General features: G+C 59.7%; 13 protein-coding genes. 7 read left to right on the forward strand and 6 right to left on the reverse strand.

Translation table 11 applies throughout. The annotated features are described in order from the left end of the window. Window positions 1–139 precede the first annotated feature (139 nt). On the forward strand, window positions 140–1,915 hold the full coding sequence (locus tag NW858_RS00530; RefSeq protein ID WP_414509800.1) for a peptidoglycan D,D-transpeptidase FtsI family protein: 1,776 nt from the start codon (window positions 140–142) through the stop codon (window positions 1,913–1,915). A 158-nt stretch (window positions 1,916–2,073) separates the two neighbouring features. Here the strand turns inward: NW858_RS00530 and NW858_RS00535 are convergent, their stop codons facing one another. The 4 genes from NW858_RS00535 to NW858_RS00550 form a co-directional block, all read right to left on the reverse strand. After that, window positions 2,074–3,297: a glycosyltransferase gene (locus NW858_RS00535; RefSeq protein WP_414334934.1), complete on the reverse strand. Its 1,224-nt coding sequence runs from the start codon at window positions 3,295–3,297 to the stop codon at window positions 2,074–2,076. A gap of 143 nt (window positions 3,298–3,440) precedes the next feature. Continuing rightward, window positions 3,441–5,936, reverse strand: coding sequence for an HD family phosphohydrolase (locus NW858_RS00540; RefSeq protein ID WP_414519295.1), 2,496 nt, complete (start codon window positions 5,934–5,936; stop codon window positions 3,441–3,443). Between the two features lie 65 nt (window positions 5,937–6,001). Then, the gene (locus NW858_RS00545; RefSeq protein ID WP_414519298.1) at window positions 6,002–6,403 is read right to left on the reverse strand and encodes a plastocyanin/azurin family copper-binding protein; all 402 of its coding nucleotides are present in this window, start codon (window positions 6,401–6,403) and stop codon (window positions 6,002–6,004) included. 91 nt (window positions 6,404–6,494) lie between these two features. After that, a complete protein-coding gene (locus tag NW858_RS00550) occupies window positions 6,495–7,244 on the reverse strand; it encodes a 4'-phosphopantetheinyl transferase family protein (protein WP_414519300.1) in 750 nt (249 codons plus the stop codon). Here NW858_RS00550 and NW858_RS00555 point away from each other — a divergent pair. Beyond that, a complete protein-coding gene (locus tag NW858_RS00555) occupies window positions 7,243–8,688 on the forward strand; it encodes an LCP family protein (RefSeq protein WP_414519302.1) in 1,446 nt (481 codons plus the stop codon). The two genes, NW858_RS00550 and NW858_RS00555, sit on opposite strands and share 2 nt — an antisense overlap. Before the next feature lie 105 nt (window positions 8,689–8,793). Continuing rightward, window positions 8,794–10,653, forward strand: coding sequence for a molecular chaperone HtpG (gene htpG / locus NW858_RS00560; RefSeq protein ID WP_414519304.1), 1,860 nt, complete (start codon window positions 8,794–8,796; stop codon window positions 10,651–10,653). On the opposite strand, the gene ribH is transcribed toward htpG, so the two are convergent. Then, window positions 10,647–11,237: a 6,7-dimethyl-8-ribityllumazine synthase gene (gene ribH / locus NW858_RS00565; RefSeq protein ID WP_414334940.1), complete on the reverse strand. Its 591-nt coding sequence runs from the start codon at window positions 11,235–11,237 to the stop codon at window positions 10,647–10,649. The genes htpG and ribH overlap by 7 nt on opposite strands. A gap of 201 nt (window positions 11,238–11,438) precedes the next feature. Between ribH and NW858_RS00570 the strand changes: the two genes are divergently transcribed. Continuing rightward, on the forward strand, window positions 11,439–12,419 hold the full coding sequence (locus NW858_RS00570) for a LysR substrate-binding domain-containing protein (protein ID WP_414519306.1): 981 nt from the start codon (window positions 11,439–11,441) through the stop codon (window positions 12,417–12,419). Here NW858_RS00570 and NW858_RS00575 read toward each other — a convergent pair. Next, window positions 12,349–14,781: a phospholipid carrier-dependent glycosyltransferase gene (locus NW858_RS00575; protein WP_414519308.1), complete on the reverse strand. Its 2,433-nt coding sequence runs from the start codon at window positions 14,779–14,781 to the stop codon at window positions 12,349–12,351. The two genes, NW858_RS00570 and NW858_RS00575, sit on opposite strands and share 71 nt — an antisense overlap. A gap of 108 nt (window positions 14,782–14,889) precedes the next feature. On the opposite strand from NW858_RS00575, the gene NW858_RS00580 reads away from it, so the two are divergent. The 3 genes from NW858_RS00580 (at window position 14,890) to NW858_RS00590 (ending at window position 18,180) form a co-directional block, all read left to right on the forward strand. Then, a complete protein-coding gene (locus NW858_RS00580; RefSeq protein ID WP_414509807.1) occupies window positions 14,890–16,467 on the forward strand; it encodes a cryptochrome/photolyase family protein in 1,578 nt (525 codons plus the stop codon). 80 nt (window positions 16,468–16,547) lie between these two features. After that, entirely contained in the window at window positions 16,548–17,090 is a 543-nt protein-coding gene (gene nrdR, locus NW858_RS00585; RefSeq protein WP_414334944.1) for a transcriptional regulator NrdR, read from the forward strand. Window positions 17,091–17,505: 415 nt separating this feature from the next. Then, a complete protein-coding gene (locus NW858_RS00590; RefSeq protein WP_414519310.1) occupies window positions 17,506–18,180 on the forward strand; it encodes a hypothetical protein in 675 nt (224 codons plus the stop codon). Window positions 18,181–18,268 lie beyond the last annotated feature (88 nt).

The following is an 18,268-nucleotide window of genomic DNA, read 5'->3' on the forward strand; positions in this document are numbered from 1 at the left end:
AGGCAGATCTAGGGCTGGGCTACGGCGAGCTGAGCCCAAAAAACCGGAGACAGAGCAGAAGGGCCGGCAACTTGCCCACCGATACAGAAGAGGTGCTTGGCCCCCTTCACTGCCAAGCTCCAGGCGGTGGAGAACAACGTTGGGTTGGCTCCTGGGGGAACGGATCCCGACAGCTCGCCAGCTCGACTTTCGCGCCGGCATGACCGGCTTGGCTTTAATCATTGCCCTATTCCTGACAGGAGCACGTCTGGTTTATTTGCAACATCAACAGGCGCCCCTGTTGCAGCAGCGAGCTGAGGCCCAGCAGCGGGCTCAGTTGAGACCCTTCATCCCTCGTCGCTCGATTGTGGATCGCCGCTCCCTTGCCCAGCAGCAGGCAGAATTGCTGGCCGTGGATCGCCCTGTCTATACCCTCTGGGCCCACCCTCGCCTCTTCGGCAAGCGTACCCCCCAGGAGATTGCCACTGCTCTGGCCCCTCTGCTGCGGCGGCCAGTTGAGCAATTGACTCAGCAGTTGTCGGCCACTCACGCGGTACGGCTGGAGCGCTGGCTGTCGCCGGAAGTGGCGGCTCAAATTCAGGCTTTGTACCTGGACGGCCTGGAACTGGTGAGCGAGCGGCAGCGGGTCTATCCCCAGAAGGAAATGGCCGCCGAAGTGGTGGGCTATGTGGATCTGGATCACCGCGGCCAAGCGGGGCTGGAGTACTCTCAACAGGTCTTGCTGGAGCGGACGGTTCAGCCTGTCACCCTTCCCCGCGATGGCTACGGCCAGTTGTTGGCGGCCGAAGTGCCGGAAGGACTGTTGCAATCCCAGGAGACGGTGCTGCAGCTCACCCTGGATATGCGGCTGCAGCGGGCTGCCCGCGCCGCCCTGAAAGCTCAACTGCAACGGTTTCGAGCGCTGCGGGGCACGGTGATCGTCCTCCAGCCCCACACGGGGGAGATCTTGGCTCTGGTGGCCGAACCTACCTACGACCCCAACCGCTACTTCGAGTATGACCCCGGCCTTTTTCGCAACTGGGCTGTAACGGATTTGTATGAGCCGGGATCCACCTTCAAGCCCATCAACATCGCCATTGGACTGGATGCCGGCGCCTTTAGAGCCGATGAACGGGTGTATGACGAAGGACGGATCCTGATCGGTCAGTGGCCCATCCAAAACTACGACTACCACCAGCGGGGGGCCCATGGCTGGATGAGCGTCACCGATATCCTGCGCCAGTCCAGCAACGTGGGCATGGTCCAGCTGATGCGCAAACTGGATCCCCGCCAGTACTACAATGCCTTGGTACGGTTGGGATTGAATGAGCGCAGTGGTGTGGATCTGCCCTTCGAGCCGGCCAGCCGTTTGAAGCCGCTGCGGCAATTCGTAACCGTGCCGGTGGAGCGAGCCACCGTTGCGTTTGGCCAGGGGCTGGCCCTCACCCCCCTGCAGTTGGCCACTTTGCATTGCATCATCGCCAACGGTGGGCTGAAAGTGCAGCCCCATGTGGTGCGCGGTCTGGTGGAAAAGGATACAGACACCTTGGTTTGGGGATCCCCGCAACCCCAGCCGGTGCGGGTGCTGTCGGAGCAGGCCACCCTGGCGGTGCGCATCCAGATGCGGGACGTGGTGGATTTTGGCACCGGGCAATCGGCCAAGATCGAGGGGTATGAGATCGGCGGCAAAACAGGTACCGCCCAGAAAGCAGGGCCGCGGGGGGGCTATCTGCCCGGCAAACGCATCACCAGTTTTGTGGGCTACTTCCCGGCCCTTCGCCCCAATTACGTGATCCTGGCAGTGCTCGACGAGCCCCAGGGGGAAGATGCTTTCGGCTCGACGACGGCGGCTCCCGTGGTTCGCTCGGTCATTGAGGAGATCATCACCCTAGAAGGGATCCGCCCCAATTCTACCGAGCGTGGCTACAGCAACTGAAAGCGGGGGCTAGGATCTTCAATTAAGTTTAACTAGAGCTTTAACTAAATAGCAATGGAACGGATCGTGGCGTCGATCCCTAACTCCCCTCTCCCTGAGGGAGAGGGGCCGGGGGTGGTCGCGTGAGCGCTTCAGGAGTGTCTGAAATAAACAGACGTTCAAGACTTGTCGCCCCTGGGATCCAGCTTAACCTCTGCACTTTTCCAGCTCAGCTTGGAGTTGAGGTAGAAGTTCCAGAATACAACAATGCCGATCGCAATTAGGTTGGCCAACAGATAATGAATGCCCAAGCGCTCGCTTAGCAAGATCACCAGTGAAGAGTTAAGAAACAAGCCGATCAAGCAGATGACATTAAACTTTACCAGCCGCTTCAGGCGATTCAAGAGACCCGGCTGCAATCGGGTAACATGGCGAAATGTCCACAGATCGTTCCACAGGAAGTTATTGAGAATGGCCACTTCCGAAGCGATCAGCTTACTCGTGATGAGATCCCATCCTAAGTTGTCCGGATCGTGTAACAAATAGAGCAAAACCATGTCCACCACAGTGCCTGACAGGCCGACTGTGCTGAAGCGCAAAAAGGATCCCACCTGTCCTAGCGAGAAGCGCAGGTGGATGAGATGGTGGAGATACTGAAGACAGGTTTGCAGTTGAATTTTGCTCTCGCCGTTTTGGCGCTCCTGAAAGATGTAGCCGACTTCAGCAATGGTTGTCACCCGGCCCCGTGCCAGCACCTCGATCAGCAGTTTGTAACCCTTGGGGCTGAGCGGGATCCCGGCAATAGCCTGGCGTCTGAGGAGGAACAACCCGCTGAGAGGATCCGACACCCGCCTGAAAACCCCTGGCAGCAAAACCAGCCCGATTGCTTGAGCTCCCCGAGAGACGAGGCGCCGGCCCAAGTTCCAGTGGCTCACCCCCCCCGACTCCACGTAGCGGCTGCCCACCACCAAATCTGCCCCTCTCTGCATGAGCGGCCACAGTTTGAGGACGATCTCCGGCGGATGCTGCAGATCCCCATCCATCACCCCCAGCACCTCGCCGCGAGCAGCTTGCCATCCCCGCAATACGGCTGTGGCCAAGCCCCGTTCCCCCTGGCGGCAGATAACTTTGAGTTGGGGAAACTCCTCTTGCAATTCCTGGGCCAACTTGGCGGTGTAATCTGGGCTGTTGTCATCCACCACGATCAGCTCATAGGCTCCGGGTAGAATCGCGTCGAGGTGGGCGCACAACTGGCGAATCAAGCTGCCAATGCTGGAAGCTTCGTTGTAGGTGGGAATGACCAACGAAAGTTGAACAGGGCTGGGGTGGGATAGAGATGGGATCTGAATGGGAACTCCAGAAGCTTTGGGATGGGTAGATGAAGCAGGAGCTACATGGGGCATAAAGACTCTGTCCCGCTGACGCGAACAGGAGGCCATCCAAAAAACAATGGCAGGGGATCCCAACTCTGGGCCGTCTTGACTTGATCCGCAATTAATCCCTTATCCTACCGATGGATCAGCTTCAGGACTAGACCTTTCTCTACCTACCCAGCGATTCGCAAGGGTGCGCTCGGCTGAGAGGAGCCGGTGGGCGGGGGCATCGACATCGGCATTTGTGCCTGGTCAGGCTCCGGCAGCGAGGGGGCAGGGGTGACGCTGGGATAGGGGATGCGCTCGTGGTTGGATTCCCGCCACACCTCTACAAAAGCGTCTGCCACCACCTCCAAATCCTGCAGCGTCAGGCCGCTATCGACCAGTTGGCCATCCTGCCAACGGGCCTGGGCAATTTTGCGGACAACAGCCTTGGCCCGCTCAACCACCTCAGGGCCAAAGCCGTCGCTCAGGGTCATGCTGCGCAGGGCCGCCTCACAAGCATCGGCAAGCATTACCACCCCTGTCTCCTTGCTCTGGGGGATGGGGCCATCGTAGCGGAACAGCTCCTCGGGCACCGACTGATCCCCGGCTTTCATCTGGGCTTGATGGTAAAAGTAAGCAATCAGGATCGTCCCCTGGTGCTCAGGGATAAAAGCTTGGACAGCGGTGGGCAGATTGTATTGCTTGGCTAGGCGCAGCCCATCGCTGACGTGGGCCTTGATGATCTGGGCGCTGCGATAGGGATCGTCCAGTTGCGTATGAGGGTTGAGGCCGCCCATCTGGTTTTCGATGAAGTAGCGGGCCTGCAGCATTTTGCCGATGTCGTGGTAGAGGGTGCCGGTGCGCACCAGCTCCACGTTAAGGTTCAGCTTCTGGGCAGCTCGTTCGGCCAAGGTGGCTACAAACAGGGTGTGCTGGAAGGTGCCGGGGGCTTCTGCCGCCAGCCGTCGCAGCAGGGTGCGGTTGGGGTTGCTCAACTCGATGAGGCGAATGGGGGTGGCCAGGTCGAACAAGCGCTCCAGGTAGGGGCTGGCTCCCAGCGCCACAATGCTCCACCCCAGCGTGATCCCTCCCCCCAAGGCCATCGCCAATAGGTCGATGCCGCCAGTTGTGGTCAAGCTAACAGCCGCATAGGTGAGCATCTGCACCGCCGCCGCCCCTCCTCCCAACAAGGCCAACTCTTCCCGAGAGCGGGAGCGCCCGGCCAGGGCGCAGGCCACCACACTGCCGGAAAGCAAGGGTGCGAAGGTGAGCAGATTGGCAGAGGAGACCAACGGCAAAAGTAACGCCTGTCCCACCACCACCACCAGGCCCAGCCCTGCCCCGTAAAAACTGCCCAGCAACAGCCCCACCGCCGGCAAGGAGCTAAACTCCAGCTTGAACAAAGTTGCCACAAGCGGAGCAGTCAGGGAAACCATCAGGATCAACACCCGATCCCGGCGGCGCAATCCCGGCTGCAAGCGTTGCTGCAAGGGGACGAAAATGGCCAAGCCCAAGCCCATGACGCCAGCCACCCCCACCAGGCCCCAGATGTTGATCCCGCGCTGGGTAAGACCAAAGTGATCCAAAATGAGAAAAATCTCGGGGGTGATGATCTGATCTGCTCGCACAATCACCTGGTTTTCCGCAACCGAGATCAGGACGGGCTCAACTTTTTCCAGCTCGGCGCGAATGCGCTGCTCGGTGCGCTGGGGATCCACCTCCACGTTGGGAACAAGCACCTGCTGCAGCCACTGATAGACCAGCGCCTGTAGCTCCTGCCGCTGGGCGGCACTGCCTGGAAAGGCCAGCTCGTCCAGTTGGGCTTGGATCCCTTCAGCGCGCACCTCGCGGGGCAGGCCATCCACAATGCCTATCTTCTGCAGGCGCTCCAAGACCCGCCGGCTCAGTCCCTGGAGCTGCTGCCACTCAGTCTCTGTTAAGTTGAGAACCGTGGCCGGGACAGGGGGGGTGAGCTGTTCCAGAGCCGCCAGAGCCCCTTGGTAGCGCTGTTGGGCCGCTTCCACCTGGGCAATTAACTGGGTATAGGGATCCGTGGCCGCCGTCTGAGTGGCCGCCCCATCCAACCAGGCCCGCTGCCAAACCTCGACCAGCTCTTGCCGGGCTCGCTGCTCTGGAAAAAGCGGCTCCAGACGTCCAGCAACCTCTTCCGACAGAGATTGAGTGGCTGCACGGGTGCGGATGGCCTCTTGTCGGACACGAGCCTGAAAGGCTTCCCACTCTTCTGGGGCAAGCTGGCGCAGGTAGATCTGCGTTGGCAGAGATAGCAATTGGACAGAAACATAGGGCAGAGAACCTGCCTCTTGTCGGATGGCCTCCGCCGCTGCCAGGAGAGCCTCCAGATTTTGCCGCATGCTCTCGTTGGCGGTGCTGTTGATTTTGAGGGCTTGCACCACGCGCCGTCGCGCCTCGGCCTGCCGGGCCTGGGTAGCCTCCACATCTTCGATCTCTGCCGCAGCAGGAGCGAGGAAGGTTTGCGGGGAGCGGCTGCCGACGGTCAGTTGCGGCTCGTTGTAGTAGCGGATCCCGTGAACAGCAGTGAGGGAGAGAAGCGCTAGGGCATAGCCGGCAACCCGCTCCGGCAGGGGGGGCCTGCTCTTGCGAGGAGAGGCTGCCTGGCGTCGCCGAGTCCAGTGTTCCACGATGGGGCTGAGCAGGTTTTTCATGCGATTTGCCTGGCAGCGTCTTTCTCTTTTCTATCCCCTTTTGCCCCCCTAGCCCAGGAGATAGCCTAGTCACCAATGGTAATCTGCCCGATCATGCCCGCTTCGGCGTGGCCGGGAATGGTACAGGCCAAAGAATAAACTCCAGATTTCAGGGGAATAAACTGCCACTCCACTGCCGCACCTGGCTTCAGCTCCAGCTCTCGGATCTGGCCCTTGATTTCCACACCGGCCACTTCCAACTTGCGAGTCCAAACGGCATCGGCAAAATCTTTGGCGCTGAAATAGTGCTTCAACTGGCTGGGGTTGCTCAAGTGCAAACGGTAGAGGTTGCCGTTGCGAAAAAAGAGCTCCTTGGGCACAAACACCAACTGGTTATCGGCAGTACCTAACTCGACAGCTTTGTCCTGGGGCGTTTGCCGCGACAGATCCCGCGCCCAGGCCGGATGCGGGATCCCGCCGATCGCCATCCCCAGACAGAGGCTCAATATCAGGAGATAACGCAACCCACGCAACATAACCCCAACATGGAAACTCGGCCTGAAAACCCAAGATAGCAGCTCAAGCGGGAGTGAAGAGATCTGCGCCTTGGCAGAGCTGCACCGTCGGGACTGGCCCGCCCACTTCCAGTCGTTCCATCGCCACAGCGGCAACGTAGCCCTCGGCAACCCGCAGGGGCAGGGTCAGCCAGCAGGGATCCCCGGCCCCGGCCCTGGCTCCGGCCAGCCCCACGCCCATGGCTTTCAGGAGAGCCTCTTTCTGCGTCCACAGCTCCAGGAAAACCCTCTCCCGCTCTGCCGGTGGACAGGCCAACAGACGAGCCTGCTCGGCGGCGGAAAAATAGCGTCGGGCAATGCGTTGCCAGCGGGGCACGGGTCGGATCCGCTCCAAGTCCACGCCAATTCGACGCTGCAACGTCAAGCCAACCAGGATCCACTCGTGGGAGTGGCTGAGGTTGAACTGCAGCGGTAGGGGTGGATCCGGCCAATAGGGCTTGCCGGCGGCGGTGTAGCCGAGGGGGATCGCGCGGGGAGGGAGGCCGCTGTAGCGGCCAAGCAGGGTTCGCAACAGCAAACGACCACCCAGAAAGCGACGCCGATCCTCCATCCGCTGTAAACGCTCCGCGCGCTGCCGTTCCTCATGGGAAAGAAGGTCGAGCTGGGAGAGCAACTCCGCCAGCGGCGGCAAGACTTGTAGCCACAGGTGCACCTCCGACTTCGCCAGCAACAGTTGCAGGGATCCCGCCGGGGAAGCTGCTCTCTCGTTGCAGTTGGGTATGGACAGTCCTAGAGAATAAGGATGCGGTAACATGACCTTGAATTGGTGGGGTTGGCAACACCACCTAGACAGTACACCCCTTCCTGCAGGCGCTCGCGAGGCTCGGCCCGACCTGATGTCCTCTTTCCACTATCCACCCCGCCCAGACCGTGTCCGCGCCGCTCGTCAGCAGGCCATTCGCCAGGGGATCCTCTGGCTGTTGTTGGGATTCACGGCTGTGTTGGCGGGCTCTGCCGGTGCCTTCTTGGCCGTGATGCTGCCTCGTCAGGTGATTCCCACCTCCCTGACTGCCAAAGAACAGGAGGCCTTCCGTCCGGATGCTTTGCGGGCTGCCGCTCTGGATCGCTCCTTGCACATTCTCATCCTCGGCACCGACAACCCGGATCCCACCCTGCCCTTGTCCACAGAACGGGAGCGTCTCAACACCCGCACCGACACCATCCTCTTGGCCCGTTTTGATCCACAGGCGCAGCGGATCACTGTCCTATCCATCCCTCGCGATACCCGCGTGCGCTTGCCTGGCTTTGGTGTAACCAAGATCAATGCGGCCAACTTGGCAGGGGGCCCGGCGCTGGTGGCCCAGGTGGTCAGCACCTTGCTGGGCGGGATCCCGATTGACCGCTATGTTCGCCTCAATACCGAGGCCCTGGAAGCTTTGATTGACGCAGTGGGGGGTGTGGAGGTCTATGTGCCGGAGCCCATGCACTATGTGGATCACACGCAGCAGTTGTTTATTAACCTAGAGCCTGGCTGGCACCGCCTCAATGGCGAACAAGCCCATCACTTTGCCCGCTTCCGCCGCGACCACCTGGGCTTGGGGGATATCGGTCGGGTACAACGGCAACAGGAGCTGCTGCGGGCCCTGAGCCGGGAACTGCTCTCCCCTGCCGTCTGGCCGCGCATCCCGAAGGTTTTGCAGGTCGTCCGCACCCACCTGGAGACCAACCTCACCTGGGAAGAGGTTCTGAGCTTGGCCAAGTTCGTCCTCACCTCTGGGGACGATCGCATCGACCTGGTGCTGTTGCCGGGCCGCTTCAGCCAGCCGGGAGAGTTTGCCACCAGCTACTGGCTGCCAGATTTGGCCGGGATCCGCCGCCTGGCCGTGACCCACTTTGGCCTGGAGGCGGAAGTAGCTCCCATCTCGCCGCACCGCCTGCGCATAGCTGTGCAAAATGCTACCGGAAAGCCGGGGATGGCCCGCCGCGTGGTGCAAGAACTGGTTCGACAGGGCTATACCCAGGTTTTTGCCGTCGAAGACAGCCCCCAGGTGTTGCCGCAAACGGAGATCCTCGCCCAAAGCGGGGATCGGGAAGGAGCCAAGCAGGTTCGCGCTGCCCTTGGCCTGGGAGAGCTGCGGGTGGAATCCACCGGCGTTCTCAACTCCGACATCACCATTCGCGTTGGGCAAGATTGGGCCCACCAGCTTACCCTTGATATCGACCAGGCGCAGAGTCCGGCCAGAGGGGCTCAGCTCTAGAGCCGGTTCGGTTGCGGGTGCGGATTTCTGGAAAAAGTTCAGCTTGTCGGGGCCTTTGCTACCTCTGTAGATTGGCACTGAGCTTGTTGAAGTGCCGAGCCATCTATGACTGTGCTGGAACAGGGATCCATCACCATTCACACCGAGAACATTTTCCCCATCATCAAGCAGTCTCTCTATTCGGATCGGGAGATTTTTTTGCGGGAGCTGATCTCCAATGCTGCCGATGCCATTGCCAAGCTCAAGATGGCCAAACTGGCCGGCGAAGTGGCGGATCCCCCGGAGCCGGAGATCGTGATCGCGCTCAACAAAGAGGCCAAGACCCTCTCGGTCAGCGACACCGGCATCGGTATGACTGCCGAAGAGGTAAAAAAGTACATCAACCAGGTGGCCTTTTCCAGCGCTGAGGAGTTCCTTCAAAAGTACAAAGGCAAAGAGGCAGAACAGGCGATCATCGGCCACTTTGGCCTGGGATTCTATTCCTCTTTTATGGTGGCGCAGCGGGTGGAGATCGACACCCTTTCCTATCAGCCCGGCAGCACACCTGTGCAGTGGTCTTGCGACGGCAGCCCAACTTTTACCCTTTCCGATTCGCAGCGCTCCGCCATCGGCACCACCGTCACCCTTTACCTCAGCCCGGATAGCGAGGAGTATCTGGAGCCAAGCCGCATCCGCGAATTGGTGCGCAAATACTGCGACTTCATTCCCGTCCCTATTAAACTCAACGGAGAAGTCATCAATCGCCAGAAGCCCCTCTGGAAGATTCCTCCCTCTGAGCTCAAGGATGAGGATTACCTAGAGTTTTACCGCTACCTCTATCCCTTTCAAGAGGATCCCCACTTCTGGGTACACATCAACACGGATTATCCCTTCATCGTGCAAGGGATCCTCTACTTCCCCAAGTTGCGCCCGGATATCGATCCCACCAAGGGCCAGGTCAAGCTATTTTGCAACCAGGTTTTTGTCCAGGATAACTGCGAAGAAGTCATTCCCAAATTCCTCCTGCCTCTGCGCGGTGCCATCGACAGCCCGGATATTCCCCTCAACGTCTCCCGCAGCTTCCTGCAAAATGATCGCACCGTCAGGCGCATCGGGGATCACATCGCCAAAAAGGTGGCGGATCGCCTCAACGAGCTCTACAAAGAAGACTACGAAAAATATGTCAAGGTCTGGCCCGATATCAGCCTCTTCATGAAGTTTGGGGCGATGAACAACGACAAGTTCTTCGCCCAGATTAAAGACATTCTCATTTTCCGAGTGGCCGGATCCCCTGCCGATAAACCGGAGTACGTGACCCTCAAAGCATACCTGGAGCGCACGCGGGAAAAGCAAAACAAGCGGGTTTACTACGCCACCGACGAAGCGGCCCAGAGCGCCTACATCGACCTGCACCGCTCCCAGGGCCTGGAGGTCATCATGCTGGATAGCTGGATCGACAGCCATTTCAGCAGCTTCCTGGAGCGGGAGTATCGGGAAGAAGGGATCCAATTTAAGCGGGTGGATTCCGAGCTGGACGAGACGCTGATCCAGAAAGACAAAGCTGCCGATCTCGTCGATCCGGTAACACAAAAAACCCGCAGCGAAAAGCTGGTGGATCTGTTCCGTCAGGCTTTGGGCAAAGAGAAGCTGCAGATCAAAGCCGAGGCCCTCAAGTCTGAGTCGGTTCCGGCTATGATCCTGCTGCCGGAGGCGCTGCGGCGCCTGCAGGAGCTCAATGCCATCCTGCAACAAAAGCCCATGGAGTTTCTGGAAGAACACACCCTGGTGCTCAACACCGCCCACCCCTTGATCCAAAACCTGCAGGCTCTGGCCGAGGAGGGGCGGGATCCAGAGCTGGTCAACCTCATCTGCAATCACATCTACGATCTGGCGCTGATTACCCAGAAAAGCTTTGACCCCGCAGCCGCACGGGCCTTTGTGCAGCGTTCCAATGAGGTGCTCACCCGTCTAACCCGCCGTCAGTAGGCGGCACTCTCCAAAGTTACCCCCGGCTGCAGCGCCTCTGCTCCACCGGGCAGAGAGGGACGGGAGGCCGCTCCATTGTTGCCGGCGCTGTTGCTCCCTTGCAACAGGGGAGCCACTTGGCGCATCAGGGTGGCCATCTCCAGGGCACTCATGGCGTATTCCCAGCCTTTGTTGTTCTTGATCCCGGCCCGCTCCAGCGCCTGCTGCAGAGTATCGGCGGTGAGGATCCCGAAAATGACTGGCACGCCGGTGCGAAAACTCGCTGCCGCGATCCCCTTGGCCACCTCTGCCGCCACATAGTCAAAGTGAGGGGTTTGGCCGCGAATTACTGCCCCCAGGCAGATGATGGCATCGTAACGGCGGGACTGGGCCAGTTGGTGGGCTACCACAGGCACCTCAAAGCTGCCCGGCACCCAGTAGTAGTCCACCTGCTTGCTCTCCGGGCCGACATCCACACCATGCCGCTTCAGCCCGTCCTGGCACCCCTCCAACAATTTGCCGGCAATCAAGTCGTTAAACCGACTGATAACAATCGCCAGACGCAGATCCGCCGTCTGAACAAAGTTGCCCTCGTAAACTGCCATCTACACTGCTCCAGACCTGAAAGACAAGCGGGTCGACCAACACGGCAAAACCGCGCTTTCCCATCCTAGTTCACTCCCCTACCTCAAGCTCCGTCAAAGGACGGGGGACAGGGGTTTGCCTTTCCCCGGGGAGATCTCGCCAAAACGCATAGATCAGGGCTTATGATTTAGTAGTGAACCTTTAGTTTTTCCTAATTGTCCATGAAGGCCATTACCTTGCACCAACTGCAAATCTTCGAGGTTGCCGCTCGTCACCTGAGCTTTACCCGGGCTGCCGAAGAGCTTTACCTGACCCAGCCCACGATTTCCATGCAGATCAAGCAATTGAGCAAAGCCGTGGGGTTGCCGCTGTTTGAGCAGGTGGGCAAGCGGCTGTATCTCACCGAAGCGGGGCAAGCTTTACACCAAACCTGCGACAAAATTTTCGAACAATTGAATCAATTCGAGATGACCCTTGCCGACCTGAAGGGGTTAAAACAGGGACGGCTGAGCATTGGGGTGGTCACCACCGCCAAATACTTTATTCCTCGTCTTCTGGGGCCATTCTGTCAGCAGTATCCCGGTATCGACGTCGCCCTTAAAGTAATCAACCGCCAGCAGGTTTTGGAGCGGCTCGGCCACAACATGGACGATCTCTACGTGATGGGGATGCCGCCGGAAGATTTGGATGTGGTGGCGCAACCTTTTCTGGAAAACTCTTTGGTGGTTATGGCCCCCATTCATCATCCGCTGGTGGGCCAAAAGCGGATCCCTCTGGCGCGCATTGCCCAAGAACCCTTCTTGGCCCGCGAACCCGGATCTGGAACGCGCATGGCGGTGGAGCGGCTTTTTGACAAACACAACTTGAAGTTAAATATTCGCATGGAGATAGGCAGCAGCGAAGCCATTCGCCAAGGCATTGTTGGTGGACTGGGCATTTCGGTTTTGTCTCAGCATGTGTTGGCTTTGGGGGGATGGCAACATCATCTGGCTATTTTAGATGTGGAAGAGTTCCCCATTCGGGGGTTTTGGTATTTGGTCTATTTGCGCTCCAAGCGCCTTTCGGTGGTGGCCAAAGCTTTTGCCGACTTTCTGCTTTCACAAGTTTCTCAAATGGATTTGGACTTTGTGGCTAAAGATCAGCACAAACCCAATTCCAATCCCAGTCTGGATCCGCTTTCTGGCAAAGAGGTCGAACCATAGCCGAAACCTCTTGTTGCAACTCCGGAACGCCTTCAAGGTCACGGGTAAAAAATACTCGCAAAAAGGCCAGGTAAGCCCGCGCCCACTGGTCCTCGGGATCCAGCTCGACAATTTGTTGAAAATGCCGCTGGGCTGCTTGTGGCTGCAGCAGCACTGCCAACATGAGGCCCAGTTGGTAGTGGCTTTGGATTTGCCGGTTCACTCGACCCTGGGCAGCGGCCTGTTGCCATTGCCCCTCTAGCAATTGGCGTGTCAGGGTGCGATCGGGATCCGTCAGAAAAGTCGGGTATTGCAGGGTTGTCCAGGCATTGAGGTAAAGGGAGAGAGTTTGCAGATCCCCAGCAGCAGCAGCTCTGGCCGCCTCTTGGAGAGGAAACAAGGGATCCATCAAAAAAAGGGATCCCTCCTTTTGGAAGCTGAACAGGAATCCTCTCCAGGGCCGGTGGAGGGCATGGCGGATCCCATTGGGCAACTGCCATTCCAGGTGGAGAAAGCTCCCCTTCGAGAAGTCGGCTGTGGGCAGCGTCAGGATCTCTTCCACCAGCCAGACACCCGTTGAGCTGAGCTGCAGGCGGTTCTGCCCCACCACCCAGGCGCGCTCGGCCAACACCTGCCCTTGGGAATCTTCCAGCCACGCCCAGGCCAGGGTTTGGGCCAACTCCTGAGCCGGGCCTTGCCAGCGCAGCCGCCAGGCCGGGATCCCCAGCTCCGACAGCGCCTCAACCTCCACCAACTCCACCTCCCCAGCTTCAAGAGGCGACTCCTGCACCGTCACCCGTGGCCGGCGGGGAAAATAAGTCTGCAGCCGACCCACGCTGGGCAACTCTACCCCAGGTTCTTGTCGCCAGTCCGGGCTGCTGCGCAGGTGCTGCCGGATCTGCTCCTTGGCCGGGCCGTAGGGGCCGACAATTCCCTGTTCCCCCGCAGCATCTACAAACCCGTCCAGCAAGGATAGCTCCAGTTCCGGCCAGGGGGTTTGCCCGGCAGCGCGGAACGTGACCGGCCAGCGCTGGAGAGCCGCCAAGTAAGTCAGCGTTTCCGAAGAAATGAGCTCGGTGTTGGGAAGAACGCCCAAGGTGGTGGTTAAACCCGGCTGGAGCAACGTCTCAATCCACTGGGTCAGCTCCTGGGCGGGGCGCTGCCCCTGCCACTGCATCGGGATCCCCCTCCAGAGAGGGGCCACGCCTGGGGTGAGGGGCCGACCCAAGCTGGCCAAGGCCAAGCAGCCCAGAACCAGCCCCGCGCAGGCTCCCCTTTGCAAAGCCCACCCGCCCCAGCGCTCCCCCAGCCACCGATAAGCTTTTTGCATCCCACCTGCCGACAACACCGCCAAAAGGGGCAACAGGGGTAGGGTAAAGCGCACATCTTTAATATCCACCACGGTGTAAAGAAGATAGCCCGAACTGTAGGCGGCCCACAGGACTGCCTCTCGCCGGTCCAGGGATCCCAGCAGCGTCAGCAGCGGCAAGGGGCACAAAAAAGGGCTCATCTGCAGGGGCAACCAGCGCAAGTAGGCAGTCCACCAACACAGGGATCCAGCCCCACAGGTGACGTAGTAGTGGGCAGTACTGGCATAGCCCCACCCATTGCTGAGCACAAACAGCCAGTTGGCTCCGTACCAAGGCCAACACAGCAGCAGCGTCACAGCCAGGCCCAACCCCATCTGGGCCACAGGGATCCCTTTTTGCCACCCCACCGCTTTTCTGCTGCGCCAGAAAGCCTGACCTGCAGCCCCCACCAGAGGCAGCAGCAAAAACAGCACCCCTGTCCACTTGGTCAGCAGCACCGCCGCCACCCCCGCCCCCACCCCCGTCGCCCCCCGCCAGGACGGCTCCTCCGCATAGGCCCACAGCGCGCAAAAAGCCAGCGTCACCGCCACCACCAGCGGCAGCTCCAGCATGTAAACATGAGCCAAAGCCGTGATCCCCGGATAAAGGAGTACCAGCACCGCCGCCAGGCAGCCCACTTCCCAAGAGCGATAGACCCGCCGCCCCAGCCGCTGGGTTGCCAGGATCAGAACCCCCAGCAACACCCAATTGAGCAATTGCCCGTCAGCACGGCCGAACGGATGCAGAGCTGCCAACGGGATCCCCAGCCAGTAGGCCAAAGGCGGGTAGCGCTGGTTAAGGTGGAGCAACTGCTGCCACCAGATCTTTTCCCAGCGAAACCGCCCCAGGTGAAGCCCAAACGCCTGCGCCTGCAGCAGATGCTGCGCCTCATCCCAGGCCGGCGGCAAGGGATCCGTCCAATTCCAAATCACCAGCAGCAGCAGCGCCGCCATCCCCAGCCCGGCCCAGGCCTTGAAAAAAGGGATCCCCAACCGCCCTCTTTCCCCCGCTAGCCGGCTGGATGCCCTCTCCATCGCCACCTTACCTTAGCCCTGCTCCCCAACGCTACACTCAACTTGGGCTGCCCTCAGAGATCTAGAGACATCTTGGCCCCGCGATCGACAAAATTACCCCGCCTTCCCATGACCGCTTCACTAGCTGGCCCCACAGGCGTCTGGATCCTCCCCGATCAACTCCATCCCCAGCAATCCGCCCTCGCCTCCCTCTCCGCCCTACCCCCTCGCTGCGTTCCCATCATCCTCATCGAATCCCACACCTGGGCCAGCTCCCGCAACCACCATCAGCAGAAATTGGTGTTGGTGTGGTCGGCCATGCGCCACTTTGCCCAAGAACTGCAACAGCGGGGCTACCCGGTCACCTATGTGGAAGCCGACGGCTATGCCGAGCCCCTGCAAACCTGGGCCAAGCAACAGCAACTGCGGCAAATCCGCCTCATGCAGCCCGCCGATATTCCCGTCCGGGATGAGGTAGAAAAGCTGCGGTCTGCCCTCCCCTGCCCCCTCCTGATCCTGGAAAACAACCACTTCCTCTGGACAGCTCGCCAATTTATCGACTGGGCCACAGGCCGCAAGCGCCTGCTCCTGGAAGACTTTTACCGCGAAGGGCGCAAACGCTTCCGCATCTTCATGGACGGCTCCCAGCCCCTCGGCGGGCGCTGGAACTACGACCGGGAAAACCGGCAGCCTCCCCAGCCTGGCCGGCGCTACCCGCCGCCTCTGACGTTTCCTCCCGACGCCATCACCCAGGCCGTGATCACAAAAGTCAAGCACCATTACGGCCATCACTTCGGATCTTTAGAGGGATTTGGCTGGGCTGTCACCCGTGCCCAAGCCCTGCAAGTGCTCGAAGACTTTATCCGGCACCGCCTGCCCCACTTCGGCCCCTGGCAAGACGCCATGCAAACCGGCGAGGACTTCCTCTACCACTCCCTGCTGTCCCCTTACCTCAACTTGGGCCTGCTCACCCCCCATGAAGTCATCGCCGCCGCCGCACAGGCCTACCATCGCGGCGGGATCCCTCTCCCTTCGGCGGAAGGCTTCATCCGCCAGATCCTGGGCTGGCGGGAATACCTGCGCGGCTTCTACGAATACCAAATGCCCCAGGGCTATGCCCAGAAGAACTTCTTTGGCCACTACCGCCCCCTGCCGGACTTTTTTTGGACGGGCGAAACCGACATGGCCTGTCTGCGGCACACCCTAGGGCAAATTCGCCGCCATGGCTATGCCCACCACATCCAGCGACTGATGGTTCTCAGCAACTTTGCCCTCATCAGCGGTATCCAACCCCAAGCGGTGGAAGCGTGGTTTCACGACGTGTTCATCGACAGCTATGACTGGGTGATGCAGCCCAACGTCATCGGCATGGGCCTTTTCGCCGACGGGGGCATGCTCTCCACCAAACCCTACGCGGCCTCCGCCCAGTACATCCGCAAAATGAGTGACTACTGCCGCCATTGCCGCTACAATCCCAGCGAAAAGATGGGCGAACGGGCCTGTCCCTTTAACACGTTTTACTGGGACTTCCTGTTGCGTCAGCACTCCCTCCTATCTCCTTTGGGCAGGATGAAATGGGTACTGGCCCATCTGGATCGCATGGAACCAGAGCTAAAAGCCCAAATCCAGGCGCAAGCCGCCGCCTGGTGGGATCCCTGGCCATCTATGCCCAACGAACAGAGTTCATCTCAGCTGCAATCTGTCTGAGTCTAAATGGGTATCCGAAGGTATCCGGTAAAATTGAGGCACCCCCTCTCCACCTGTCGCTTTGTCGAGGATCACCAGCCATGAAATGTCCCCGCTGCAGCAAACAAGAAATCCGGGTTTTGGAATCCCGTTCGGCAGAAGGCGGCCAGAGTGTGCGGCGGCGGCGAGAATGCATGTCCTGCGGCTACCGCTTCACCACCTACGAACGCATCGAGTTCATGCCCATCATGGTCATCAAACGGGATGGATCCCGCGAAAGCTTCAATCGCAACAAGATCCTGCAGGGGGTGATGCGCGCCTGCCAAAAAACCCCCGTCACCGTCAGACAGATGGAAGAGCTGGTCAACGAGATCGAAGAAAAACTGCAATTGGAAGATGCCCAAGAGGTAACCACTCTGCGCATCGGCGAGATGGTGCTGGAGCGCCTGCAACACCTGAGCGAGGTGGCCTATGTACGCTTTGCCTCCGTCTACCGCCAGTTTCAGGGTATAAAAGACTTCGTCAACGAGCTGGAACAGTTGGAGCCACCTCTTCGACAGAAGCTGGAGCGGCTGCTGCGGGACTCTTCCGCCTCAGATTCCGAATCCCCAAGTTCCCCAGACTTGGTGGGGGGATATTCTTGACAGACTTCCCGTAGCCAAAGCCAGAGACTTCGCGGCGCTTCTCGGTAACTCAGGAACGATAGCCGCCAACAAGCCCAGGCGATCCCCTGGGTCAGCGAGAAAAGGGCGCTTATGGGTGAGAAAAATTGCTGTAAGAGGTCGCCCATTGCAAAGGCTTAGCGGTATGCTTGGGGTAGCAATCACTGCTCACACTAACGCTAGCGCTGCACATCCTCAGACTATCGATGTTCAGCACTACCCCTAAAGAGCCCCCCGTGTGTCTCAGCCCTCTGTCTTTTCAAGTCAATCCCAACTTATGCAATACGATTTTCGGGGTTCTACCCCCTCTGGCACTCGCAACGGCAACCTCGGTGGTTTGCCTCGCAGCGGCTTTCGCTCCCCTGCCCCAAGAGAGACGGGGCCAGGAGTCGTACCGATGCAAGCATATCAACAAGTGGCCGAAGAGTTGGATGCCGCCCGTCAGCAGGTGAGTCGGCTCTCCTCCGAAAACCAGCGCCTGCGCGCTTTGCATCAGCAGTTGTCTGGAGAGATTGCCGCCATCGGCCAAGAGTTCCAGGGGCAGTTGGGCCAGGCCCTGAAGCGCCTACAGCAAATCAGCCTACAGCTTGCTGATGCCACTGGGGTTTCTGGAGCATCTTTCCAGCAGGACAGTTCGATTGCCGATCCCAGCCAAGCGGAAACTCCCCCCAGCTACGATTTTTTGAATCGCCTCAAGCGCCGCCAGGCCCGCAGCGAGACCTCCTCCTTCTCGTCCAATAGCTTTGCCTCGCCCCCCTTGGACTCTCTCCGCCGCTCTCCACCTTCCACCTGCCTGCGCCAAGATAACCCCCGCACCGGGTATCAGGTTCCTTCCCTGGACGAGTTGATGCAAGATCCAGTCGGCTCAGATCCCTATCTCGGCGAGGCAGACTCCTTTTCCCATCCCAGCGGCATCTACCAGCGGGTACGGGAGCAACATCACGGATCCCAGGGATCTCCCGTGCTTTGGATGGCCGCCGCAGTCCTTTTGGTGGTTGGTTCTTTCGGGCTGGGATTTCTGGCTGTACAGCCCTTCTTGCGCAACAACCCGCCACCTGTGCAGGCGCCCTAAAGTTATGGAAGGACTAGCCCCCCCTTGGGTGGTGGGGGGGCAGAGGTGAGCCTGGCACCGAGCTAGGTTACCGGCGGGTCACCCCACC

The sequence above is a fragment of the Synechococcus sp. H55.10 genome (genome assembly GCF_047502715.1).
GTDB lineage: Bacteria > Cyanobacteriota > Cyanobacteriia > Thermostichales > Thermostichaceae > Thermostichus.